Origin of the sequence: Streptomyces sp. NPDC001828, from assembly GCF_042892175.1 — a bacterium.
Taxonomy (GTDB): Bacteria; Actinomycetota; Actinomycetes; order Streptomycetales; family Streptomycetaceae; genus Streptomyces.
Genome location: NZ_JBIATV010000011.1, coordinates 60449 through 78012, shown reverse-complemented (window position 1 = coordinate 78012; position 17564 = coordinate 60449). Strand labels below are relative to the sequence as shown.

The window sequence follows — 17564 nt, the reverse complement described above, 5'->3', positions numbered from 1 at the left end:
GGAAAGGAACAAGTCCAGGTGAGAGCAGTGTTCGGCGTCCTCGGCGCCGTCCTCGTGCTCGGGATCTTCTCCTCGGTGCTGCGCACCCTGGTGATTCCGCGGCCGACCCGGTCCAGCTTCACCCGGATCGTGCAGCAGGCGGTGCGGTGGCCCTTCCAGCGGTTGGCGGACCTGGCGCGCGGGGCCGAGACCAAGGACCGGGTGCTCGCGCCCGTGGCACCGCTGTCCATCGTGATCACCCTGATGGGCTGGCTGTTCTGCTTCATGATCGGCTACGGGCTGCTGGAAGCGGCGGTGAGCGGGCTCGGGCTGCGCGAGTCGCTCACCGAGTCCGGCTCCTCGCTGTTCACCCTCGGCTTCGCCGCCGGCAACCGGGCCTCACTGAATGCGATCGACTTCTGCGCGGCGGCCACCGGCCCGATCGTGATCGGCCTCCAGATCGGCTATCTGCCCACCCTGTACGCGGCCTGCCAGCGCCGCGAAACCGAGGTCACGCTCCTGCAGGCCCGCGCGGGCAGCCCGCCCTGGGGGCCGGAGATCCTCGCCCGGTACGCCCAGATCGACGTCGTCAACAGCGTCGGCGAGCTGTTCCGCAACTGGGAGCGCTGGAGCGCGGAGGTGGGCGAGAGCCACACCACGTACCCCGTGCTCATCCACTTCCGCTCCCCGAAGGCCACCCGCAACTGGCTGATCGCACTCCTTGCGGTGATGGACGCGGCCGCCCTGCGCCTCGCCTTCAACCCCTCGCATCCGCAGTCCGAGGTGCGCATGGCACTGCGCGCGGGCTTCGTCTGCCTGCGCGACATCGCCGACATGCAGGGCATCGCCTACGACCCCGACCCGCACCCCGACGGCCCGCTCGAACTCACCTATGAGGACTTCCTCGTCGGGGTGGCCCGGATGCGGGAGCAGGGCTATCCCACCGAGCGGAGCCCCGAGGAGGCATGGCCGCACTTCCGGGGGTGGCGGGTCAACTACGAGGCCCTTGCCCAGCGTCTGGCGCGGGACATCGACGCCGTCCCGGCACCGTGGTCGGGACCGCGCCGCACCGCGGTCGCCATCCGCACCCCGGTGACTCCGGTCGACCGCCGACCGGCTCCGGCGCCCCCGTTCAAGAGCGCGTAACAAGCCAGAAGTTACCTCTAGGTATGTAGTGACTTATCACGCCAGCGCCAGTAGAACCTGTTCTCACTCCATCGAGAGTGAGGAATGTCACATGAGTGACACTACCATGCAACATTCGGGTTCCCAGGGTGTTTCGCGGCGGAGATTCATCGCGGGAACAGGTTCTATTCTTGGCGCGGCAGCGCTCGTGGGTCACGGCTCGTCGGCCTTCGCGGGCACCAGTGCCAGGGCCGCCGCCATCGGCGACGGAGCCCACGTCCCGGCCCTCGTGATCGGCACCGGATACGGCGGCTCGGTCGCGGCCCTGCGCCTGGCCCAGGCAGGCGTCGACGTGCAGATGGTCGAGATGGGCATGGCCTGGGACACGCCCGGCTCGGACGGCAAGATCTTCTGCAACACGACGTCGCCGGACTACCGCTCGTACTGGCTGCGCACCAAGACCAAGCAGCCGCTGAGCAACTTCTTCGGCATCCCGATCGACCGGGACATCCCCCGCTACACCGGGATCCTGGACGCCGAGGACTTCAGCGGCATCACCGTCTACCAGGGCCGGGGCGTCGGCGGCGGCTCACTGGTCAACGGCGGCATGGCGGTCACGCCCAAGCGCGAGAACTTCGGCGCCATACTCCCGTCGGTCAACCCCGACGAGATGTACAACACCTACTACCCGCGCGCCAACGCCGGGCTCGGCTCGGGTCTCATCGACCCCGCCTGGTTCGACTCGGTGGACTGCTACCAGTTCGCCCGCGTCGGCCGCAAGCAGGCCCAGCGCTCCGGCTTCCCGTTCGTGTTCGTGCCCGACGTGTACGACTGGGACTACATGAAGCAGGAGTCGGCCGGGACGGTCCCCAAGTCGGCCGTCGCGGGCGAGATCCTGTACGGCAACAACTACGGGAAGAAGTCCCTGCAGAAGACCTATCTGGCCCAGGCGAAGTCGACCGGCCGGGTCGCCATCTCCCCGCTGCACAGGGTGACTTCGGTCTCGCCGGGCTCCGGCGGCGGTTACACCGTCGTCATCGAGCAGCTCAACACCAGCGGCGACGTCACGGCCACCAAGACCGTCACGGCGGACAAGGTGTTCTTCGCGGCCGGCAGCGTCGGCACCAGCAAACTCCTCGTCAAGCTGAAGGCCACCGGAGCCCTGCCCAAGCTCAACGGGGAGATCGGCCGAGGCTGGGGCGACAACGGCAACGTGATGTGCGGCCGGGCCAACTACATGTGGGATCCGACCGGCAAGGTCCAGGCGTCCATCCCGTGCGGCGGCATCGACAACTGGAACGCGGGAGGCGCGTTCGCCGAGGTGGCCCCGCTGCCGACCGGCATCGAGACGTACGCCTCGTTCTACCTGTCGATCACCAAGAACCCCAACCGCGGCACGTTCTCCTGGAACCCCACGGCCGGGCGGGTCGACCTGGACTGGCAGACCGCCTGGAAGCAGGCGTCCATCGACATGGCCAAGACGATCTTCGACAAGATCAACGCCACGGAGGGGACGATCTACCGCACCGATCTGTTCGGCGTCTACAAGATCTGGAACGACACGCTCACCTACCACCCGCTGGGCGGCGCGGTACTGAACAAGGCCACCGACAACTACGGTCGGCTGCAAGGGTATCCGGGCCTCTACGTCATCGACGGCTCGCTGATCCCGGGCAACACCAGCGTCAATCCGTTCGTCACCATCACGGCGCTCGCCGAACGGAACATCGAGAAGATCATCGCCGTCGATCTCAAGTGACGGCAGAACGCGGGGCCGCCCGGGACGCCGGGCGGCCCCGTTTCAGTGCGTCGGAAGGACGCACACGGAGTCGAGGCCGAGCACGTGGTTGAGCCGGCCGAACGCCAGCCACGAGCCGATGCTCATGCTCAGCTCCACGATCTCCACCTGGCTGTAGTGCGCGGTCATCCGCGCCCAGAACTCCTCGTCGAGCCCGTGGTGGTCCACTGCGTACCGCTCGGCGTACTCGGCCGCGAGCCGGGTGCGGTCGTCGAAGGCGTCGGTGGTGCGCCACTCGGTGACCGCGTCGGCGAACGTGTCCTCGACCTTCTCGCCGTCCCGGTCGGTGCGCCAGTCCAGGCAGAACTGGCAGCCGTTGATCTGCGCGATGCGCAGCCGGGCCGCCTCGAACTCCCGCAGCCCCAGAGTGGTGTGGGCGTAGACGGACAGGGAGAAGTTGGCGGCGGCCATGCCGATGCCGGGGACCATGTCGCCCCACACGTAACCGATGGGCTCCTGGCCCTCGGGGATGTCGATCCTCATCGTTGTTTCCTTCCGAGCCTGCCGACTGCCGGGCGCAGCGGGACGTCGAGCGCGTCGTAGAGTCCGGGCTCCGCCGCGGCCAGCCAGTCGATGGCGTTCACCAGACGGCCGACCGCCGTGGCGTTGCCGCCCGCCGAGCGGTTCTCGCCCTCGTCGGTCGCCTCGACGCTGACCTCGATGCGCGGGCGCCCCTCGATCACGACGCGGTGCGCCCCGTCGCCGCCGTCGGGCGGCGCCGGCCAGTCGGGGGCGCAGGAGGGGTGGATACGCGTGATGTGCTCGATGACGATGCGCGGCTCGCCCTCGACGATGCCCCGCACCTCGAACCGCACCGCGCCCTGGGTGCCCGCCTCGAAGGTGCCCATCGTGCGGGTGTTCACCGTGGCGTCCAGGGCGCGTCGCTGCAGGGTCTCGCGGATGTCGTCGAGCTCGACCCCCAACGCCCTTGCCATCAGACGGAGTTGGCCGCCCCACACCATGGTCGGGATGGAGGGGGCCAGCATCAGGGGCTCGTAGTCCATGGGGTGGCCCATGCCGATCAGATGGCGGACCGACTCCTCCTGGTCGTAGGTGGAGTAGTCGAAGATCTCCTGGCAGCGGATCGCGTCCACGGTGGAGCCGAGTCCGCTGATCAGCAGCGGCAGTACGTCGTTGCCCCAGCCCGGGTCCACGCCCGAGACGAACAGGGAGCCGCCGCCCTCGGCGACGGCGGCGAGCACCGGCTCCCGGAACTCCGGGGGCGCGCTGCGGTGGTCGTACAGCGGATAGAGGGCGGGGGTGACCACCACGGCCCCGGTCCGGACGGCCCGGGTGACGTCGGCCAGGGCCTCGTCGGGCCGGATGTCACCGGACGCCGCGTACACCACGGCGCGGGGCCCGGCGGCGAGGACGGCCGCGATGTCGTCGGTGGCGGTGACACCCAACTCGCCATCGACGCCTGCCAGTTGGGCGGCGTCGCGGCCCACCTTGGCCGGGTCGTGGACGAGGACCGCCGAGAGTTCCAGTGCGGGATGGGCTTCGACGGCGCGTATCGCCGCACGCCCGACATTGCCGGTGCCCCAGACAACCGTGGAAATCATGCGCGGAGGGTAGCGAGACGGACCTGAGGTTCCTAGTGCCGTGGCCGGAAAAGATGCGGTACTTCGGCCGTCCCGCTACTGGTGTCCCGCTAGGCCCGGTGACCTCGTGGCGCCTGGTGGTCCGCGGCAGTGCGGACCTGGGTCAGATGGGCGAAGACGACGAGGTTGCTCTCGTACCCCGTCTTCGTGCTGAACCGGCCGCCGCAGGTGATCACGCGCAGCTCCGGCCGGTCCGTCGGACCGTAGACCTCCTGGTCGGGGAAGTGCGCCTTGTCGTACGTCTTGACCTTGTCCACGGTGTACACGGCGACCCGGCCGTCCGCGCGGCGCGCCTCGACCGTGCGGCCGGGGCGCAGTGCCCGAAGGCCCGCGAAGACGGCCGGCCCGGTCCTGGTGTCGCGGTGCCCGACGGCCACGGCCGTCCCCAACTCGCCCGGGGACGGCCCGCCTTGGTACCAGCCCACCACCTTGGCGTCGTCCACGGGCGGGGTGGCGAGGCGGCGCTGGGCGTCAAGACCCAGGGCGATGACCGGCGCCTCGATGCCGAGGTGCGGAACCGCCAGCGACACCGCCGGGGACGGCGGCAGCGCGGGCGGCGCCGGACGCGACACCGCCGGGCCCCGGCTGTCGCCGGCCGACGTGACCGCCACCTCGGTGTCGCGGGGGCCGGCGGCCGCGGTCGCGGCGCCCTCGTCGTCCTGCGCCCACCAGACGCCACCCACCACCAGGGACAGCGTCAGTGCCGCCGTCCGCGTCAGGCGGTAGGCGCGCGTCCGGTGCCGGGTGAGGGGGGCGCGTCTACGCTGCGCCATCGGGGCGGCGGCGGAGGCGGCGGATGTAGAGCACTCCGGCGACCGAGACGAGGCCCACGCCCGCCACTGCCCCGGCCTGCGGGACACCCGCGGTCTCGGCGAGGCCGCCGCCGCCCGCGGGTACTCCGCCGTGCGGCACCGCCCGGTTGGCGATGGGCGTCTTGCACTCGACGTTGAAGACCTTCTGCTTGCCCGCGCCCTTGCCGCCGACGATGTTCCAGACGAGCTTGTACTGCCCGTCGGGCAGCGTCAGGGGCGTGGAGTGGCCGATGCCGGTGGCGAGTTGGAGGGTGCCGGTCAGGGACGCGCCGCCGGCCCTCGCGGGCTGGGGGCTGATCTGGTACGTGACGCCCTGGACGGTGTCGAAGTTGAAGGCGTCCAGGTAGAAGCCGCAGACCTTGGGCTCGTTGCGCTGGTCCGTGAACGGCGTGCCCATCGAGTGGATTTTGACGTCGCCGTTGTCGCCGGGCGCGGCGAAGGCCGTGGGCGCGCCCGTCAGGACGGTCCCCGCGAGGGTGAGTGCCGCGATGGTGGCGACGCGCGCACGCGGACTGGTGAGGGCCGGCAGGGTGCGAAGAGCTGGGGCAGGCATGTGCGTTCCTCTGGTTCGGGTGATTGTCATACAAATTGGATCTCTGGGTGACTCCCTTTCATGTCCGTGAGGGGCCGCGCACGCGCCCCGCCGTGCGCGCCGCCGGATATCACCCGTCCGCCCCAACGAAGTGATCGCGGGGCGCGTGGAGCGGGCCCCGGCGCACCACCGGAGTGCGCGCCTCCGTGCCCCCGCACCTGCCCGGTCGGCGTGAAATGCCCTGCTGGCGGGCTTGGCGCGACGAAATACTGGTCGGTGTTTTCGCGGGGCCGGCCCGGCGACGCGACCGTCCGGCCGTGCATTCTCGCGCCCACGCGGTCCTTTCGGTGGCCGGGCCCGACAGGCCCGGCCCGAGGGGGCCGCCGATGAGAAAGAGGTGTTCTTCCCATGCGCCGTATCCACTCGTTCGCCGTCGCCTCCGTGGCCCTGGCCGCCGCCCTGGGTGTCGTCCCCACCGCGACCGCCGCACCCGCGGCGCCCGCCCGCGCGGCGGCCTACAACTGCTCGCCGGGATACTTCTGCATCTACAGCGACTGGAACGGCAAGGGAACCCGCTGCCAGTGGTCGCAGTCCAAGCTGGCCAACACCGCCGACAACTGTTCCTTCATCCAGAAGGGCCGCAAGGTCCTGTCGGTGTGGAACAAGACCGGGCACCGCGTGCAGTACTACACCCAGACCAACTACCACGCGCGCGTCGGGTCCACCGAAGCCGGCAAGGGCGGCAACCTCCAGGGCAGCTACCAGATCCGCTCCTTCAAGCCCCAGTAGAGCAAGCCCCAGTAGAGCGAACCGTCCGCCGCTCCCCGACGGAGCGCCACCGGCTCGGCTGTGTCACGGTCCCGGAGGTGCGCATCACCTGACCGAAGGCCCAAGGGCGTTGACCCACACGGGGTTTGACGGTACGTCGTACCCGTTTGGCGGGAATGGCGGTGTTGCCCCTGCGCCACGCGGTGCGCGAGCGTGCTGTGCCATGGACCGTGACCACACCCCCACCCCCCTCTCGCTCTCCCGCCGTCAACTCCTCGCCGCCGCGGGCGCCGCCGGGGCCGTCACCGCCGTCGGTGCCGTGCCCGCCCCGGCCCTGGCCGCACAACGAGCCGGGCTCTCGCTGTCCTTCACCGCCTCCACCAACGGCGCCGCGAGCCTCTCGCCCTCGGGGGACCACCTGATCGCCGAGATCCAGGACGTCCTGTGGTCCCTGCCCCGCGCCGGCGGCAAGGCCGAGCCGCTGACCCCGGCCGGACTCGAACCCACCCGGCCCGTGCACGCCCCCGACGGCGAACTCATCGCGTTCAGCGCGTACCAGGGCGGCGGCTATCACCTCTGGACGATGCGGCCCGACGGATCCGAGGTGCGCCAGCGCACCGAAGGGCCCTGGGACGACCGCGGCCCCGCCTGGTCACCGGACGGCACGCGCATCGCCTTCTCCTCCGAACGCGGCGGCGACCCGGTGGCCGGCAGCCCCTACCGCATCCACGTACTCGACCTGCGCAGCGGACGGTCCACCCGCCTCACCGGGCTTCCCGGCCAGGGCGGGCCGCTCCAGGACGGCCCGTACGAGGACTTCGACCCGACCTGGTCGCCCGACGGCGAACGGATCCTCTTCGTCCGCGCGAAGGCCGTCACCACGCCCTTCGGGCTCAGCGTGGACGCCAGAACCATCGCCGCCGTCCCCGCACACGGCACGGGCGCGGTCACCGTCGAGCACACCGAGACCGAGAACGCCCAGGTCATGACGCCCGCCCTCGCACTCGACGGCCGCCGCCTCGCCCATCTGCGCACCACCGCCGCGCCCAACGCCTCCTGCGCCCTGGTCGTCGACGGCAAACCCGTCCCGGTCGCCGGGGACATCGCGCCGATGCCCCCGCGCTGGACGTCCGACGGCAGACTGCTGCTCACCCTGGACGGCACGTTCACCCTCGTCGACCCGGACGGGCCGGCCGAGCCCGAGTCCATCCCGTTCGAGGGGGTGCTGCCCGTCGAACGGCCGCGCTACCAGGTCAAGTCGTACGACCTCGGCGAGGAGCGCGTACGCCCGGTGCGCGGCATCCATCTGCCCGCCCTGTCGCCCGACGGCAGACGCATCGCCTTCGCCGCGCTCAACTCCCTTTGGATCGCGGACACTTCGGGATCCAAGCCACCGGAGCGACTGCGCCAGGCGGCGCCCACGGGCTATCTGCTCGGCCCGGTCTGGGCGCGCGACGGACGCTCGCTCCTGTACGCGGACGACCGCGACGGGCTGCTCGGCATCTACCGGCGCAACCTCGCCGACGGCACGGAGAGCGCGCTCGCGACCGGCGGCCGGGTGCATCCGGCGCTCTCGCCCGACGGCACGCGGCTCGCCTCGATCGACATGTCGGGGCGGCTCGTGGTGCGCGACCTCGGGAGCGGCACCGACCACGTTCTGGTGTCGGCGCTCGGCGCGGGCGGCCTGCCCGGCCGGCCCAGCTGGTCGCCGGACGGCCGCCATGTCGCCCTGTGCGACCGCAACCGGCTCAACCTGCGGTTCCGCGAGGGCTACAACGTCATCCGGGTCGTCGACACCACCACCGGCGCCGACCATCTGCACGCCGTGGCCCCGCACGTCTCCATCGCCGACCGCTACGACTCGGGGCCCGTGTGGTCGCCGGACGGGCGCTGGATGGCGGTCGTCGTCGAGTCGGCGCTGTGCGTCCTGCCCGTGGCGCCCGACGGCACCCCGCAGGGCGCTCCGCGCACCCTCACCACCGAACCCGCCGACCACCCCTCCTGGTCCGGCGACTCCAGGACACTGCTCTATCTGTCCGGCGCGCGGCTGCGGCTCATCGGCGTCGACGGCGGCGGCGCGCGGACCGTGCGCGTGGCGCTCGACCAGCGCAGGCCCGTGCCCGCCGACACGGTGGTGCACGCCGGACGGCTCTGGGACGGCACGGGTGAATCGGTGCGCGAGGACGTCGACATCGTGGTGCGCGCGGGCCGCGTCGCGGCCGTCGAACCCCACCGCAAGCGCGGGGCGCGGCGGGTCGTCGACGCCTCCGGACAGACCGTGCTGCCCGGGCTCTGGGACACCCACACCCACCCGTGGCAGAGCACCTACGGCGGCCGGCAGACGGTCGGCCAGCTCACCTACGGCATCACCACCGCCGTGTCGCTCGGCGGGTTCGCCTACGAACAGGCCCGCGTCCGCGAGGCCGTGGCCACGGGACAGCTCGCCGGACCGCGCCTGCTGACCACCGGGGAACTGCTCGACGGCTCCCGCGTCGCCTACAGCATGGGCCGCGCCCACCGCACCGAGGCGGGCCTGAGGCGCTCCCTCGAACGGGGCGCCGCCCTCGACTGGGACTTCGTCAAAACCTATGTGCGCGCCCCGAGTTGGCTGATGCGGGAGGCCGCGCGGTTCGCCCACGAGCGGCTCGGCGTGCGCTCGGGAAGCCATCTGCTCTCACCGGGCGTGGAGGTCGGCCAGGACCTGACGACCCATCTGCTCGCCACGCAGCGCGCCGAGTTCGGCCACGCCACCACCGCGACGGGGCGCGCGTACGAGGACGTCATCGAGATCTACACGGCGCGCGGCATCAACTTCGCGCTCATCATGACGCCGTTCACCTCGGCGCCGCTGCTGGGGTCGGACCCGGCCCTCGCCGACGATCCCCGCGTCACCACCGTGATGCCGCCCTGGGACTCGGCCGCCGTACGGCAGTCCGCCGGCGCCGCGCCCACCGCGCCCCAACTGGCCACGCTGCGCAAGGAGACCGATGTGTACCGCCGGGTGCTCGACGGCGGCGGCCTCATCGCCCTCGGCACCGACCAGCCGCTCGTGCCGGTCGGTCTCTCCCTCCACCTGAGTCTGCGCGCCCTTCACCTGGGCGGGTTCTCCCCGGCGGCGGCGCTGCGCACCGCGACCGTCCACCCCGCCCGGCTCTTCGGGCTCGACAAGGACCTCGGCACGGTCGAGCGGGGCAAGCTCGCCGACCTCACCCTCGTCGACGGCGACCCGTTCACGGACTTCGACTCCCTGGTGCGCACCACGGGCGTGCTGAGGGGAGGCGTGCCGTACACGACCGCCGATCTGGTGTCCGCCTTCCAGCCGCACGAGCGGCACCCGGCGGCGAAGGCCGAGGACTGGCTGGAGGTGGGCCGGCTCATGCGCCGCGAGGGCTGCTGCGACGCCGGACTGTGAGACCCCGGGGGCCGGGCCGTCCGCTCGGCCCGGCCCCGGGGTCCCGATGGTGCGACGGTCGGCCGAGGGCGGTTCTTCCCGGCCGGGCGGGCGCGCTCGACGTACCGGGGAGTCCCGGCCGCGTTCACCCTCGGCCTGCCCCTTACGCCCCGGTATCTCTACGTCTGCCCCGAACAGCCCACCAGGACGCGCGGCCGGGCGGGGCGGCGGGCTCCAATGAACGGGTGACCGCGCCTCCCGACGACTGCCTCGCGCGCAACGAGTGGATCTGCGGCGCGTATCTGTCGAGCCGTGCCCAGATCCTGTGGGACGCGGTCCTCCAGCACCTCCAGCTCACCGCGGTCTCCGTGGCGATCGGCCTGGTCATCGCCGTACCGCTGGCCATCGCGGCCCGCCGCTGGCGCTGGGCCGCTGGCCCCGTCCTCGGCATCACGACGATTCTCTACACCATTCCGTCGCTCGCCATGTTCTCGCTGCTCCTGCCGGTGTACGGGCTCTCCGCGTCGATCGTCATCGCGGGCCTGGTCCTGTACTCGCTGACGCTGCTCGTACGGAACATCCTGGCCGGGCTCAGGGCCGTACCCGAGGACACCCGGCAGGCGGCCCGGGGCATGGGGTACGGGCCGGTACGGCTGCTCCTGGCGGTGGAGCTGCCGCTCGCGGTCCCGGCCGCCATGGCCGGTCTGCGCATCGCCACCGTCTCCGCGGTCTCCCTGGTGACGGTCGGCGCCATCGTCGGCTACGGGGGGCTCGGCAACCTGATCTACTCCGGGATGAACACCTACTTCAAGGCGCAGGTGCTCACCGCCTCCGTGCTGTGCGTGGTGATCGCGGTCGCCGCGGACCTGCTGCTGCTCGGCATCCAGCGCCTGCTGACCCCCTGGACGCGGGCGGTGCCGTCATGAACACGCTCTCCGAGACCTGGTCGTGGCTCACCTCGGCCGCCCACTGGTCGGGCGAGAACGGCATCTCGCACCGGCTCGTCCAGCACCTGTGGCTCACCGCGCTGTGCCTCGTCCTGAGCTGCCTCATCGCGCTGCCCGTCGCGCTGGTCCTCGGCCACCTCGGCAAGGGCGGCACCCTCGCCGTCAACATCTCCAACGTGGGCCGCGCGGTCCCCACCTTCGCCGTCCTCGTGCTGCTCCTGCTGACCCCGCTCGGCAAGTACGGCGAGTGGCCGACGATCATCGCGCTGATCCTGTTCGCCGTGCCGCCGCTGCTCACCAACGCCTATGTCGGCATGCGAGAGGTCGACCGCGACGTGGTGCGCGCGGCCCGGGGCATGGGCATGACCGGAAGCCAACTCCTGTTCCGCGTCGAGCTTCCGCTCGCCCTGCCGCTGATCCTGACCGGGGTGCGCATCGCCGCCGTCCAGCTGGTCGCGACCGCCACGCTCGCGGCCCTGGCGGGCGGCGGCGGCCTCGGCCGGATCATCACCGCCGGGTTCAATCTCGCCTCGACGCCCCAAGTCGTCGCGGGCGCCGTCCTGGTGGCGGTCTTCGCCCTGGTCGTCGAGGGGCTCTTCGAGGTGGTCCAGCGCTTCGCGCCGCAGTGGGCGAGGGGCGGCTTCGGATGAGGCCGCGCCTGCTGCTCGCCGCCGTCGCCCTGACGCTGGCGACCGCCTGTGCCACCGGGCCGAGCCTGGAGAAGCAGGGCGCCGTCACCGCGCCGCCCGGCGACAGCAAGCACCTGACGATCGGGTCCGCCGGGTTCACCGAGAGTGACCTCCTGGCCCAGATGTACGCGCTGCTCCTCGACAAGGCGGGCTACCGCACGAAGATCCTCTCGGTGACCAACCGGGAGATCTACGAACCGGCCCTGGAGAGCGGCCAGATCGACGTCGTGCCGGAGTACGCGGCGACCTTCGCGGACTGGCTGAACGCCAAGGCGCACGGCGCCGACGCCGAGCCGGTCGGCTCGCCGGACCTGAACCGCACGATGACCGCCCTGCGTGCCCTCGCCACCCCGCGCGGCCTGACCGTGCTCGACCCGGGCCGGGGGGTGGACCAGAACGCCTTCGCCGTCGCGGAGTCCTACGCGCGTCAGCACCGGCTCAGGACGCTGAGCGACCTCGGTGCGGCGAAGCTTCCGGTACGGCTCGCAGCGGGCGACGAATGCGTCCAACGCCCTTATTGCGAGCCCGGGTTGAAGAAGACGTACGGCATCGACGTGACCGCCGTCGACCCCAAGGGAGTCGGCACCACGCAGGCCAAGCAGGCCGTCCAGAGCGGTCAGGACCAGATGGTCCTGACCACCACGACGGACGCCACGCTCGGCGAGTTCGGCCTGGTGCTGCTCGCCGACGACAAGCACCTGCAGAACGCGGACTACATCGTGCCGGTGGTCAACCGCTCACGGGCCGGCAGTAAGGGTGTGACGGGCGCGCTGGGCCGGCTCAACACGGTGCTGACCACGGCCGACCTGGCCTCCCTGAACGAGCAGGTCGACAGCTGGCGCCGGCTGCCCGAGGACGTGGCGAAGGACTACCTCAAGTCCAAGCACCTGATCTGACGCGCCGCCCAACTGGCCTACTGCTTGAGGAAGTTGAGCACTCCCTGAGCGGTGGGGGCGTCGGTCAGGAGGTCGTTGTGGGCGAGGCAGCCGGCGTCGGTGTTGACGGCGCCGGGCAGCGGCACACTGCTGTTGGGCAGGATGAACTCGTCGCAGTCCGACCAGGACGTCGCGTACTTCGTCGGGCCCGGGGTCTCGGCGCCGCTCGCCAGATGGCTCTCCACGTACGAGTTCGGGGTCATGTCCCGGCACCCCTGGTCCCAGATCGCACACGCCCAGGCCAGGCTCGTCCCGTGGTTGGGACCGCCGAGGGACACCCAGTGCCGCACCACGTTCGTGCCGCCGCCGAACTTCACGTACCAGCGGGTGGGGAGGCTGCCCTGGCTGTGCGCGACGATGTCGACCTGCGAGGATCCGGTTCGGGCGCGCACGGAGTCGACGTACGCGGCGAACTGGCCGGCCAGCACCTCGTTGGTCGACCGGCTGGAGTCATAGCCCCAGGCGAAGAGGTCGCCCTCGGGGTAACCGGCCTGCTCGAAGCGGTCCTTCATGGTGCCCCAGACGCCGGGGTCGGCGTTGCGGCCGTGCACGAAGACGACGGGGACCGGGGCGGCGGCCGCCGGGGCCGACTGGGCGGCGTCGGCGGCGGGGGCGAGCACGGTCGTGCCGGCGAGCAGAGCGAGCGCGGTGGCTGCGATGGCGAGGCGCATGGCGGCTCCAGCGGGGGGTGGGGTGCGGGGATGCCCCGTACGAGGGCTACCGGATGGTAACCACGCTCCCCGTGGAACGTAAGGGGCGGGCGGGCCCAACTTCGCGCAGCCTGAAGCGAGTTGACGACCCGGGACCTCGTTCCTTACGCGTCGGCGACCGAGTCGAAGTCGACCTCCGCCCGTTCCACCCCCTGCGCGTCCGCGTCCACCGAGCGGCGCAGCGCCTCGTGCAGCTTGGCGGGGGTGAGGACGCCGAGGAACCGGGCGCCGTCCACCACGGCGACCCAGCCCGCGTCGTACTGGAGCATCTCGCTGAACGCCTGCTTGAGCGGTGCCCCGACCGGCACCCATGCCTCCATGCGCCGGGCCAGGTCCGCGACCGAGCCGGTGCCCGCCAGGGAGAGCTCGTCGGCGGCGACCCAGCCGTGCAGCTCGCCCCCCTCGTTGAGCACCACCGCCCAGCGCGCCTCCTCGCCGCGCAGCCGGGCCGCGGCCGCCGCCGCGGGCTCGTCGAGCCGCACGACCGGCGGCTGTTCCAGGTCGTCCGGCTCCACCGTCGTGACCGACAGACGCTTCAACCCCCGGTCCGCACCCACGAACTGGGCCACGTACGAAGTGGCGGGCGCCCCCAGGACCGACGCCGGGGTGTCGAACTGCTCGATGCGCCCCGACCCGTACACCGCCATGCGGTCGCCCATCCGCACGGCCTCCTCGATGTCGTGGGTGACCAGGAGGACCGTCTTGCGCACGGTCGCCTGGAGGCCGAGGAACTCGTTCTGGAGGCGTTCGCGCACGACCGGGTCGACCGCGCCGAACGGCTCGTCCATCAAAAGCACCGGCGGGTCCGCCGCCAAGGCCCTTGCCACGCCCACCCGTTGGCGCTGGCCGCCCGAGAGCTGGGCCGGATAGCGCGGTCCGTACGTCGACGGGTCGAGACCGACGAGGTCCAGCAACTCGGCGGCCCGCGCCCGGGCCTTCGCCCGCTTCCAGCCGACCAGTGCCGGGACCGTCGCGGTGTTGTCGAGGACCGTGCGGTGAGGGAAGAGGCCGACCTGCTGGATGACGTAACCGATCCGGCGGCGCAGCTTGACCGGGTCGAGCGTGGCGATGTCCTCGCCGTCGACCAGGATGCGGCCCGAGGTGGGCTCGATGAGCCGGTTCACCATCATCATGGTGGTCGTCTTGCCGCAGCCGGACGGGCCGACCAGGGTGACCAGTTCGCCCTCCGCGACCTCGAAGGACAGGTCGTCGACGGCACGGGTGCCGTCCGGGTAGACCTTGCTGACCTGCTCGAACCGGATCATGAACCCACGCTAGGAGCCCTGGGCCCCGCCCGCACTCGGGCCGGGCCGGGGGAGTGGGGCCCGGGTGCGCGCCCGGGGCCCGAACCGGCGCCCGCTCAGGTCGCGGCGGGCAGCAGCACCCGGAAGACCGCGCCCTCGCCCGGCGCGGTCTCCAGCTCCACCCGCCCGTTGTGCGCCTGCACCAGCGCCGAGGCGATGGCGAGGCCGAGGCCCGCGCCGCCCCCGGTCTGCCGGCTGCGCGAGGCGTCCACCCGGTAGAACCGCTCGAAGACCCGGGCCGCCTGTTCGGGCGCGAGACCCGGCCCCGCGTCGGCGACCTCGATGAGGCCGCGGCCCCCGGCCGCGCCCACCCCGATGCGTACCGGGGAGCCCGAAGGGGTGTGCGCGACGGCGTTGCCGACGAGGTTCGCGACCACCTGGCGCAGCCGCGCCTCGTCGCCGAGGACCGGCGCCGGCCCTGGTGCGCCCTCGCCGCCGGGCCCGGTCAGGGTCACCTCGCGGGTCGGATCGAGCGCCCTGGTGTCGTGCAGGGCGTCCACCGCCAGGGTGCGCAGATCCATCGGGGCGAGCTGGAGCGGGCGCTGCTCGTCCATGCGGACCAGCGTGAGCAGGTCCTCGACCAGACCGCCCAGGCGTACCGCCTCGCTCTCGATGCGGGCCATGGTGCGCTTCACGTCGGCCTCGTCGGGGAGCGCCCCCATCCGGTACAGCTCGGCGAAGCCGCGGATGCCGGCCAGCGGGGTGCGCAGCTCATGGCTGGCGTCCGCGACGAAGCGGCGCATCTGCCCCTCGGACTCGGCGCGCGCCGCGAACGCCGATTCGAGCTGGGCGAGCATCCCGTTGAGCGCGCTGGTGAGCCGCCCGGCCTCGGTGCGCGGGGACGCGTCGGGCATGCGGTGCGAGAGCGGCCGGCCGGCCGCGATCTCGGCCGCCGTGGCCTCGATGCGCCGCAGCGGACGGAGCCCGGCCCCCACCGCGAACCAGCCCGCCACCCCGAGCAGCAGCGCGACGACGACCCCGATGATCTGGAAGGCCGTGGCCAGATGGCCGACCGTGGAGGACACCTCCTCCAGAGGCGCCGCCACCACCACCCCCGCGGGCAGCGCCGGATCGGCGTCGTCGACCGGAACGATCAGCATCCGCCAGCTGCCGCCCCCGTGGTCGCTCGGCACCTCGAAGGGCTTGCCGAGGCGGGCCCTGAGCGCCGCCGCGTCCATCACCGGCCAGGTCGGCCGGGGATCGCCCGCCGCGACCGGCTGGCGGAACTGCTCGGTGACCTTGCCGTCGTCCGACGCGAACGCGATGACGTACTGGCTGGGGAGCCAGGCCCGGCCGCCCCCCGTTCGGCCGGGCCTGGGTGCTGGGGTGCCCTCGACGCCGACCCGGTGCGCCACCGAGTCCCCGAACCGGTTCAGCTGCTGGTCCACCCGCTGGACCAACTGGCCGCGCACCGAGCTCAGGACCACGGTGTCGCTCACCGTGAGCCCCAGCGCCACCAGGGCCATGGCGAGCAGCACGAGCCGCGAGCGCAGCGAGAGCGCGGCGAAGCGGCGCGGCAGCCGGCCGAGCCGCGCCCGGATGTACCTCAGCATCGGGCGGACACCTCAGGACTGCGGGCGGCGCAGCACATAGCCGATGCCGCGCACGGTGTGGATGAGCTTGGGCGCGCCGTCGGCCCCGGAGTCGACCTTGCGGCGCACGTACGAGATGTACGACTCGACGATGCTCAGGTCGCCGCCGAAGTCGTACGCCCACACGTGGTCGAGGATCTGCGGCTTGGACACGACCCGGTCGGCGTTGGTCATCAGATAGGCGAGCAGCTTGAACTCGGTGGGCGAGAGGGAGACCGGCCGCCCGGCCCGCAGCACCTGGTGGCCCACCGGGTCGAGTTCGAGGTCGCCCGCCACGAGCCGGCCCTCGCCGCTCGGGCCGCCGGTGCGGCGCAGGATCGCGCGGATGCGGGCGATGAGCTCCTCCAGGCTGAACGGCTTGGTGACGTAGTCGTCGCCGCCCGCCGTCAGTCCGCTGATCTTGTCGTCGACGCCGTCCTTCGCGGTGAGGAAGAGCACCGGCAGATGGTCCGGACCCGACCCCGCGCCCGGCTCCTCGCGGAGCCTGCGCACCACGGCGAAGCCCGTCATGTCGGGCAGCATCACATCGAGCACCACCAGGTCCGGGCGCTCCTTGGCGACGGCGGCCAGCGCGTCGGCACCGGTGGCCGCCGAGACCACCCGGAAGCCGACGAAGCGCAGCGAGGCCGAGAGCAGCTCCCTGATGTTGGGCTCGTCGTCGACGACCAGCAGGCTCGCCTCGGGCACGGCTGCGTCCGTCGGGGCCATCGGGTTCCTCCTCGTGGCGGCGTGGGCGGTGGGTGCGCGGTCAGCCCCGGCTTCCGCCGAAGCCGCTCGCGCCGCCCTGGGTGACGGTGGCCGCCGCGACGTCCCCGGATGCATTCTGACTGCCGCGCACGGTCACCGTCTGGCCCGGCTGCAGATCGGACACCTTGCCGCTCTTGGCCTCGGTGACCTGGGTGCTGCCGGCCGTGGTGACCTTGACGACGTTGCCCTGGGCGTCGGTGACGTAGATGGTGGTGCCGTCGACGAGCTTCACCGTACCGATGGTCAGTCCGCCCGCCGCGCCCGGGCCCGTACCGGTGCCCTGCCGCTGGCCGCTCTGGCCGCCCTGCCCGGCGCCGAAGCCCTGGCGCTGGCCGGTCCCCGCGGCGCCGCCCCGGGCGGACGCGGCCGGGGCGCGCTGCGCCGAGGACGAGCCCTCGTTCTGGCTCTTCTCCACCAGGGCGCCCCCGGCGAACGCGAGGCCCGCCACCAGGCCGCCCGACAACAGCATTGTCAGCCACGGCAGTTGGGGCCGGGGCGGCGCGTTCAGCTCGGCCGAGATGTCCCGGGTGTCCGGTGGCTCGGCGAGGATGTCCTCCGGATCGCCGGCCTGCGTGGGGCCGGCGTTCTCCAAGATCTCGGCGTTGCCGAACATGTCCTCTCCCTGTCCGTACAT

Annotated in this window: 16 protein-coding genes; 7 read left to right on the top strand and 9 right to left on the bottom strand. The window is 72.2% G+C overall.

The annotated features are described in order from the left end of the window. Positions 1 to 18: 18 nt before the first annotated feature. Both ACFYZA_RS27675 and ACFYZA_RS27670 read left to right on the top strand, forming a co-directional pair. The gene (locus ACFYZA_RS27675) at positions 19 to 1125 is read left to right on the top strand and encodes a hypothetical protein (RefSeq protein WP_388493293.1); all 1107 of its coding nucleotides are present in this window, start codon (positions 19 to 21) and stop codon (positions 1123 to 1125) included. Positions 1126 to 1216: 91 nt separating this feature from the next. Beyond that, the gene (locus ACFYZA_RS27670; protein ID WP_388493291.1) at positions 1217 to 2863 is read left to right on the top strand and encodes a GMC oxidoreductase; all 1647 of its coding nucleotides are present in this window, start codon (positions 1217 to 1219) and stop codon (positions 2861 to 2863) included. A gap of 42 nt (positions 2864 to 2905) precedes the next feature. On the opposite strand, the gene ACFYZA_RS27665 is transcribed toward ACFYZA_RS27670, so the two are convergent. From ACFYZA_RS27665 to ACFYZA_RS27650, 4 genes are all read right to left on the bottom strand, one after another. Continuing rightward, positions 2906 to 3385, bottom strand: a complete 480-nt coding sequence (locus ACFYZA_RS27665) for a carboxymuconolactone decarboxylase family protein (RefSeq protein ID WP_382591262.1) — start codon at positions 3383 to 3385, stop codon at positions 2906 to 2908. Then, entirely contained in the window at positions 3382 to 4464 is a 1083-nt protein-coding gene (locus ACFYZA_RS27660; protein ID WP_388493290.1) for a dihydrodipicolinate reductase, read from the bottom strand. Before ACFYZA_RS27660 ends, ACFYZA_RS27665 begins: the two co-directional genes overlap by 4 nt. 89 nt (positions 4465 to 4553) lie before the next feature. Beyond that, positions 4554 to 5276 carry a class F sortase gene (locus ACFYZA_RS27655; protein WP_388493288.1) on the bottom strand — a complete coding sequence of 241 codons (723 nt, stop codon included), beginning with the start codon at positions 5274 to 5276 and terminating at the stop codon, positions 4554 to 4556. Beyond that, positions 5263 to 5868 (bottom strand): hypothetical protein, encoded by a 606-nt coding sequence (locus tag ACFYZA_RS27650; RefSeq protein WP_388493287.1) that lies wholly within the window; start codon positions 5866 to 5868, stop codon positions 5263 to 5265. Before ACFYZA_RS27650 ends, ACFYZA_RS27655 begins: the two co-directional genes overlap by 14 nt. 387 nt (positions 5869 to 6255) lie before the next feature. Between ACFYZA_RS27650 and ACFYZA_RS27645 the strand changes: the two genes are divergently transcribed. From ACFYZA_RS27645 to ACFYZA_RS27625, 5 genes are all read left to right on the top strand, one after another. Continuing rightward, on the top strand, positions 6256 to 6636 hold the full coding sequence (locus ACFYZA_RS27645; protein ID WP_382591251.1) for a peptidase inhibitor family I36 protein: 381 nt from the start codon (positions 6256 to 6258) through the stop codon (positions 6634 to 6636). Positions 6637 to 6838: 202 nt separating this feature from the next. Then, the gene (locus ACFYZA_RS27640) at positions 6839 to 10027 is read left to right on the top strand and encodes an amidohydrolase family protein (RefSeq protein WP_388493285.1); all 3189 of its coding nucleotides are present in this window, start codon (positions 6839 to 6841) and stop codon (positions 10025 to 10027) included. 224 nt (positions 10028 to 10251) lie between these two features. Then, on the top strand, positions 10252 to 10932 hold the full coding sequence (locus ACFYZA_RS27635; protein ID WP_382591245.1) for an ABC transporter permease: 681 nt from the start codon (positions 10252 to 10254) through the stop codon (positions 10930 to 10932). Continuing rightward, the gene (locus ACFYZA_RS27630) at positions 10929 to 11603 is read left to right on the top strand and encodes an ABC transporter permease (protein WP_382591242.1); all 675 of its coding nucleotides are present in this window, start codon (positions 10929 to 10931) and stop codon (positions 11601 to 11603) included. The genes ACFYZA_RS27635 and ACFYZA_RS27630 overlap by 4 nt, the downstream gene beginning before the upstream one ends. Beyond that, positions 11600 to 12538: an ABC transporter substrate-binding protein gene (locus ACFYZA_RS27625; protein WP_388493282.1), complete on the top strand. Its 939-nt coding sequence runs from the start codon at positions 11600 to 11602 to the stop codon at positions 12536 to 12538. The genes ACFYZA_RS27630 and ACFYZA_RS27625 overlap by 4 nt, the downstream gene beginning before the upstream one ends. Before the next feature lie 17 nt (positions 12539 to 12555). Here ACFYZA_RS27625 and ACFYZA_RS27620 read toward each other — a convergent pair whose 3' ends face one another. The 5 genes from ACFYZA_RS27620 to ACFYZA_RS27600 all read right to left on the bottom strand — a co-directional run bounded on the left by ACFYZA_RS27620 (position 12556) and on the right by ACFYZA_RS27600 (position 17543). Further along, a complete protein-coding gene (locus ACFYZA_RS27620; RefSeq protein ID WP_388493280.1) occupies positions 12556 to 13248 on the bottom strand; it encodes an esterase/lipase family protein in 693 nt (230 codons plus the stop codon). A 143-nt stretch (positions 13249 to 13391) separates the two neighbouring features. Next, positions 13392 to 14552 (bottom strand): ABC transporter ATP-binding protein, encoded by a 1161-nt coding sequence (locus ACFYZA_RS27615; protein WP_382591233.1) that lies wholly within the window; start codon positions 14550 to 14552, stop codon positions 13392 to 13394. A 95-nt stretch (positions 14553 to 14647) separates the two neighbouring features. After that, positions 14648 to 16144 (bottom strand): sensor histidine kinase, encoded by a 1497-nt coding sequence (locus ACFYZA_RS27610; RefSeq protein ID WP_388493277.1) that lies wholly within the window; start codon positions 16142 to 16144, stop codon positions 14648 to 14650. A gap of 12 nt (positions 16145 to 16156) precedes the next feature. Further along, a complete protein-coding gene (locus ACFYZA_RS27605) occupies positions 16157 to 16891 on the bottom strand; it encodes a response regulator transcription factor (protein ID WP_382591227.1) in 735 nt (244 codons plus the stop codon). Positions 16892 to 16931: 40 nt separating this feature from the next. After that, positions 16932 to 17543 carry a hypothetical protein gene (locus tag ACFYZA_RS27600; RefSeq protein WP_388493275.1) on the bottom strand — a complete coding sequence of 204 codons (612 nt, stop codon included), beginning with the start codon at positions 17541 to 17543 and terminating at the stop codon, positions 16932 to 16934. Positions 17544 to 17564: the final 21 nt, after the last annotated feature.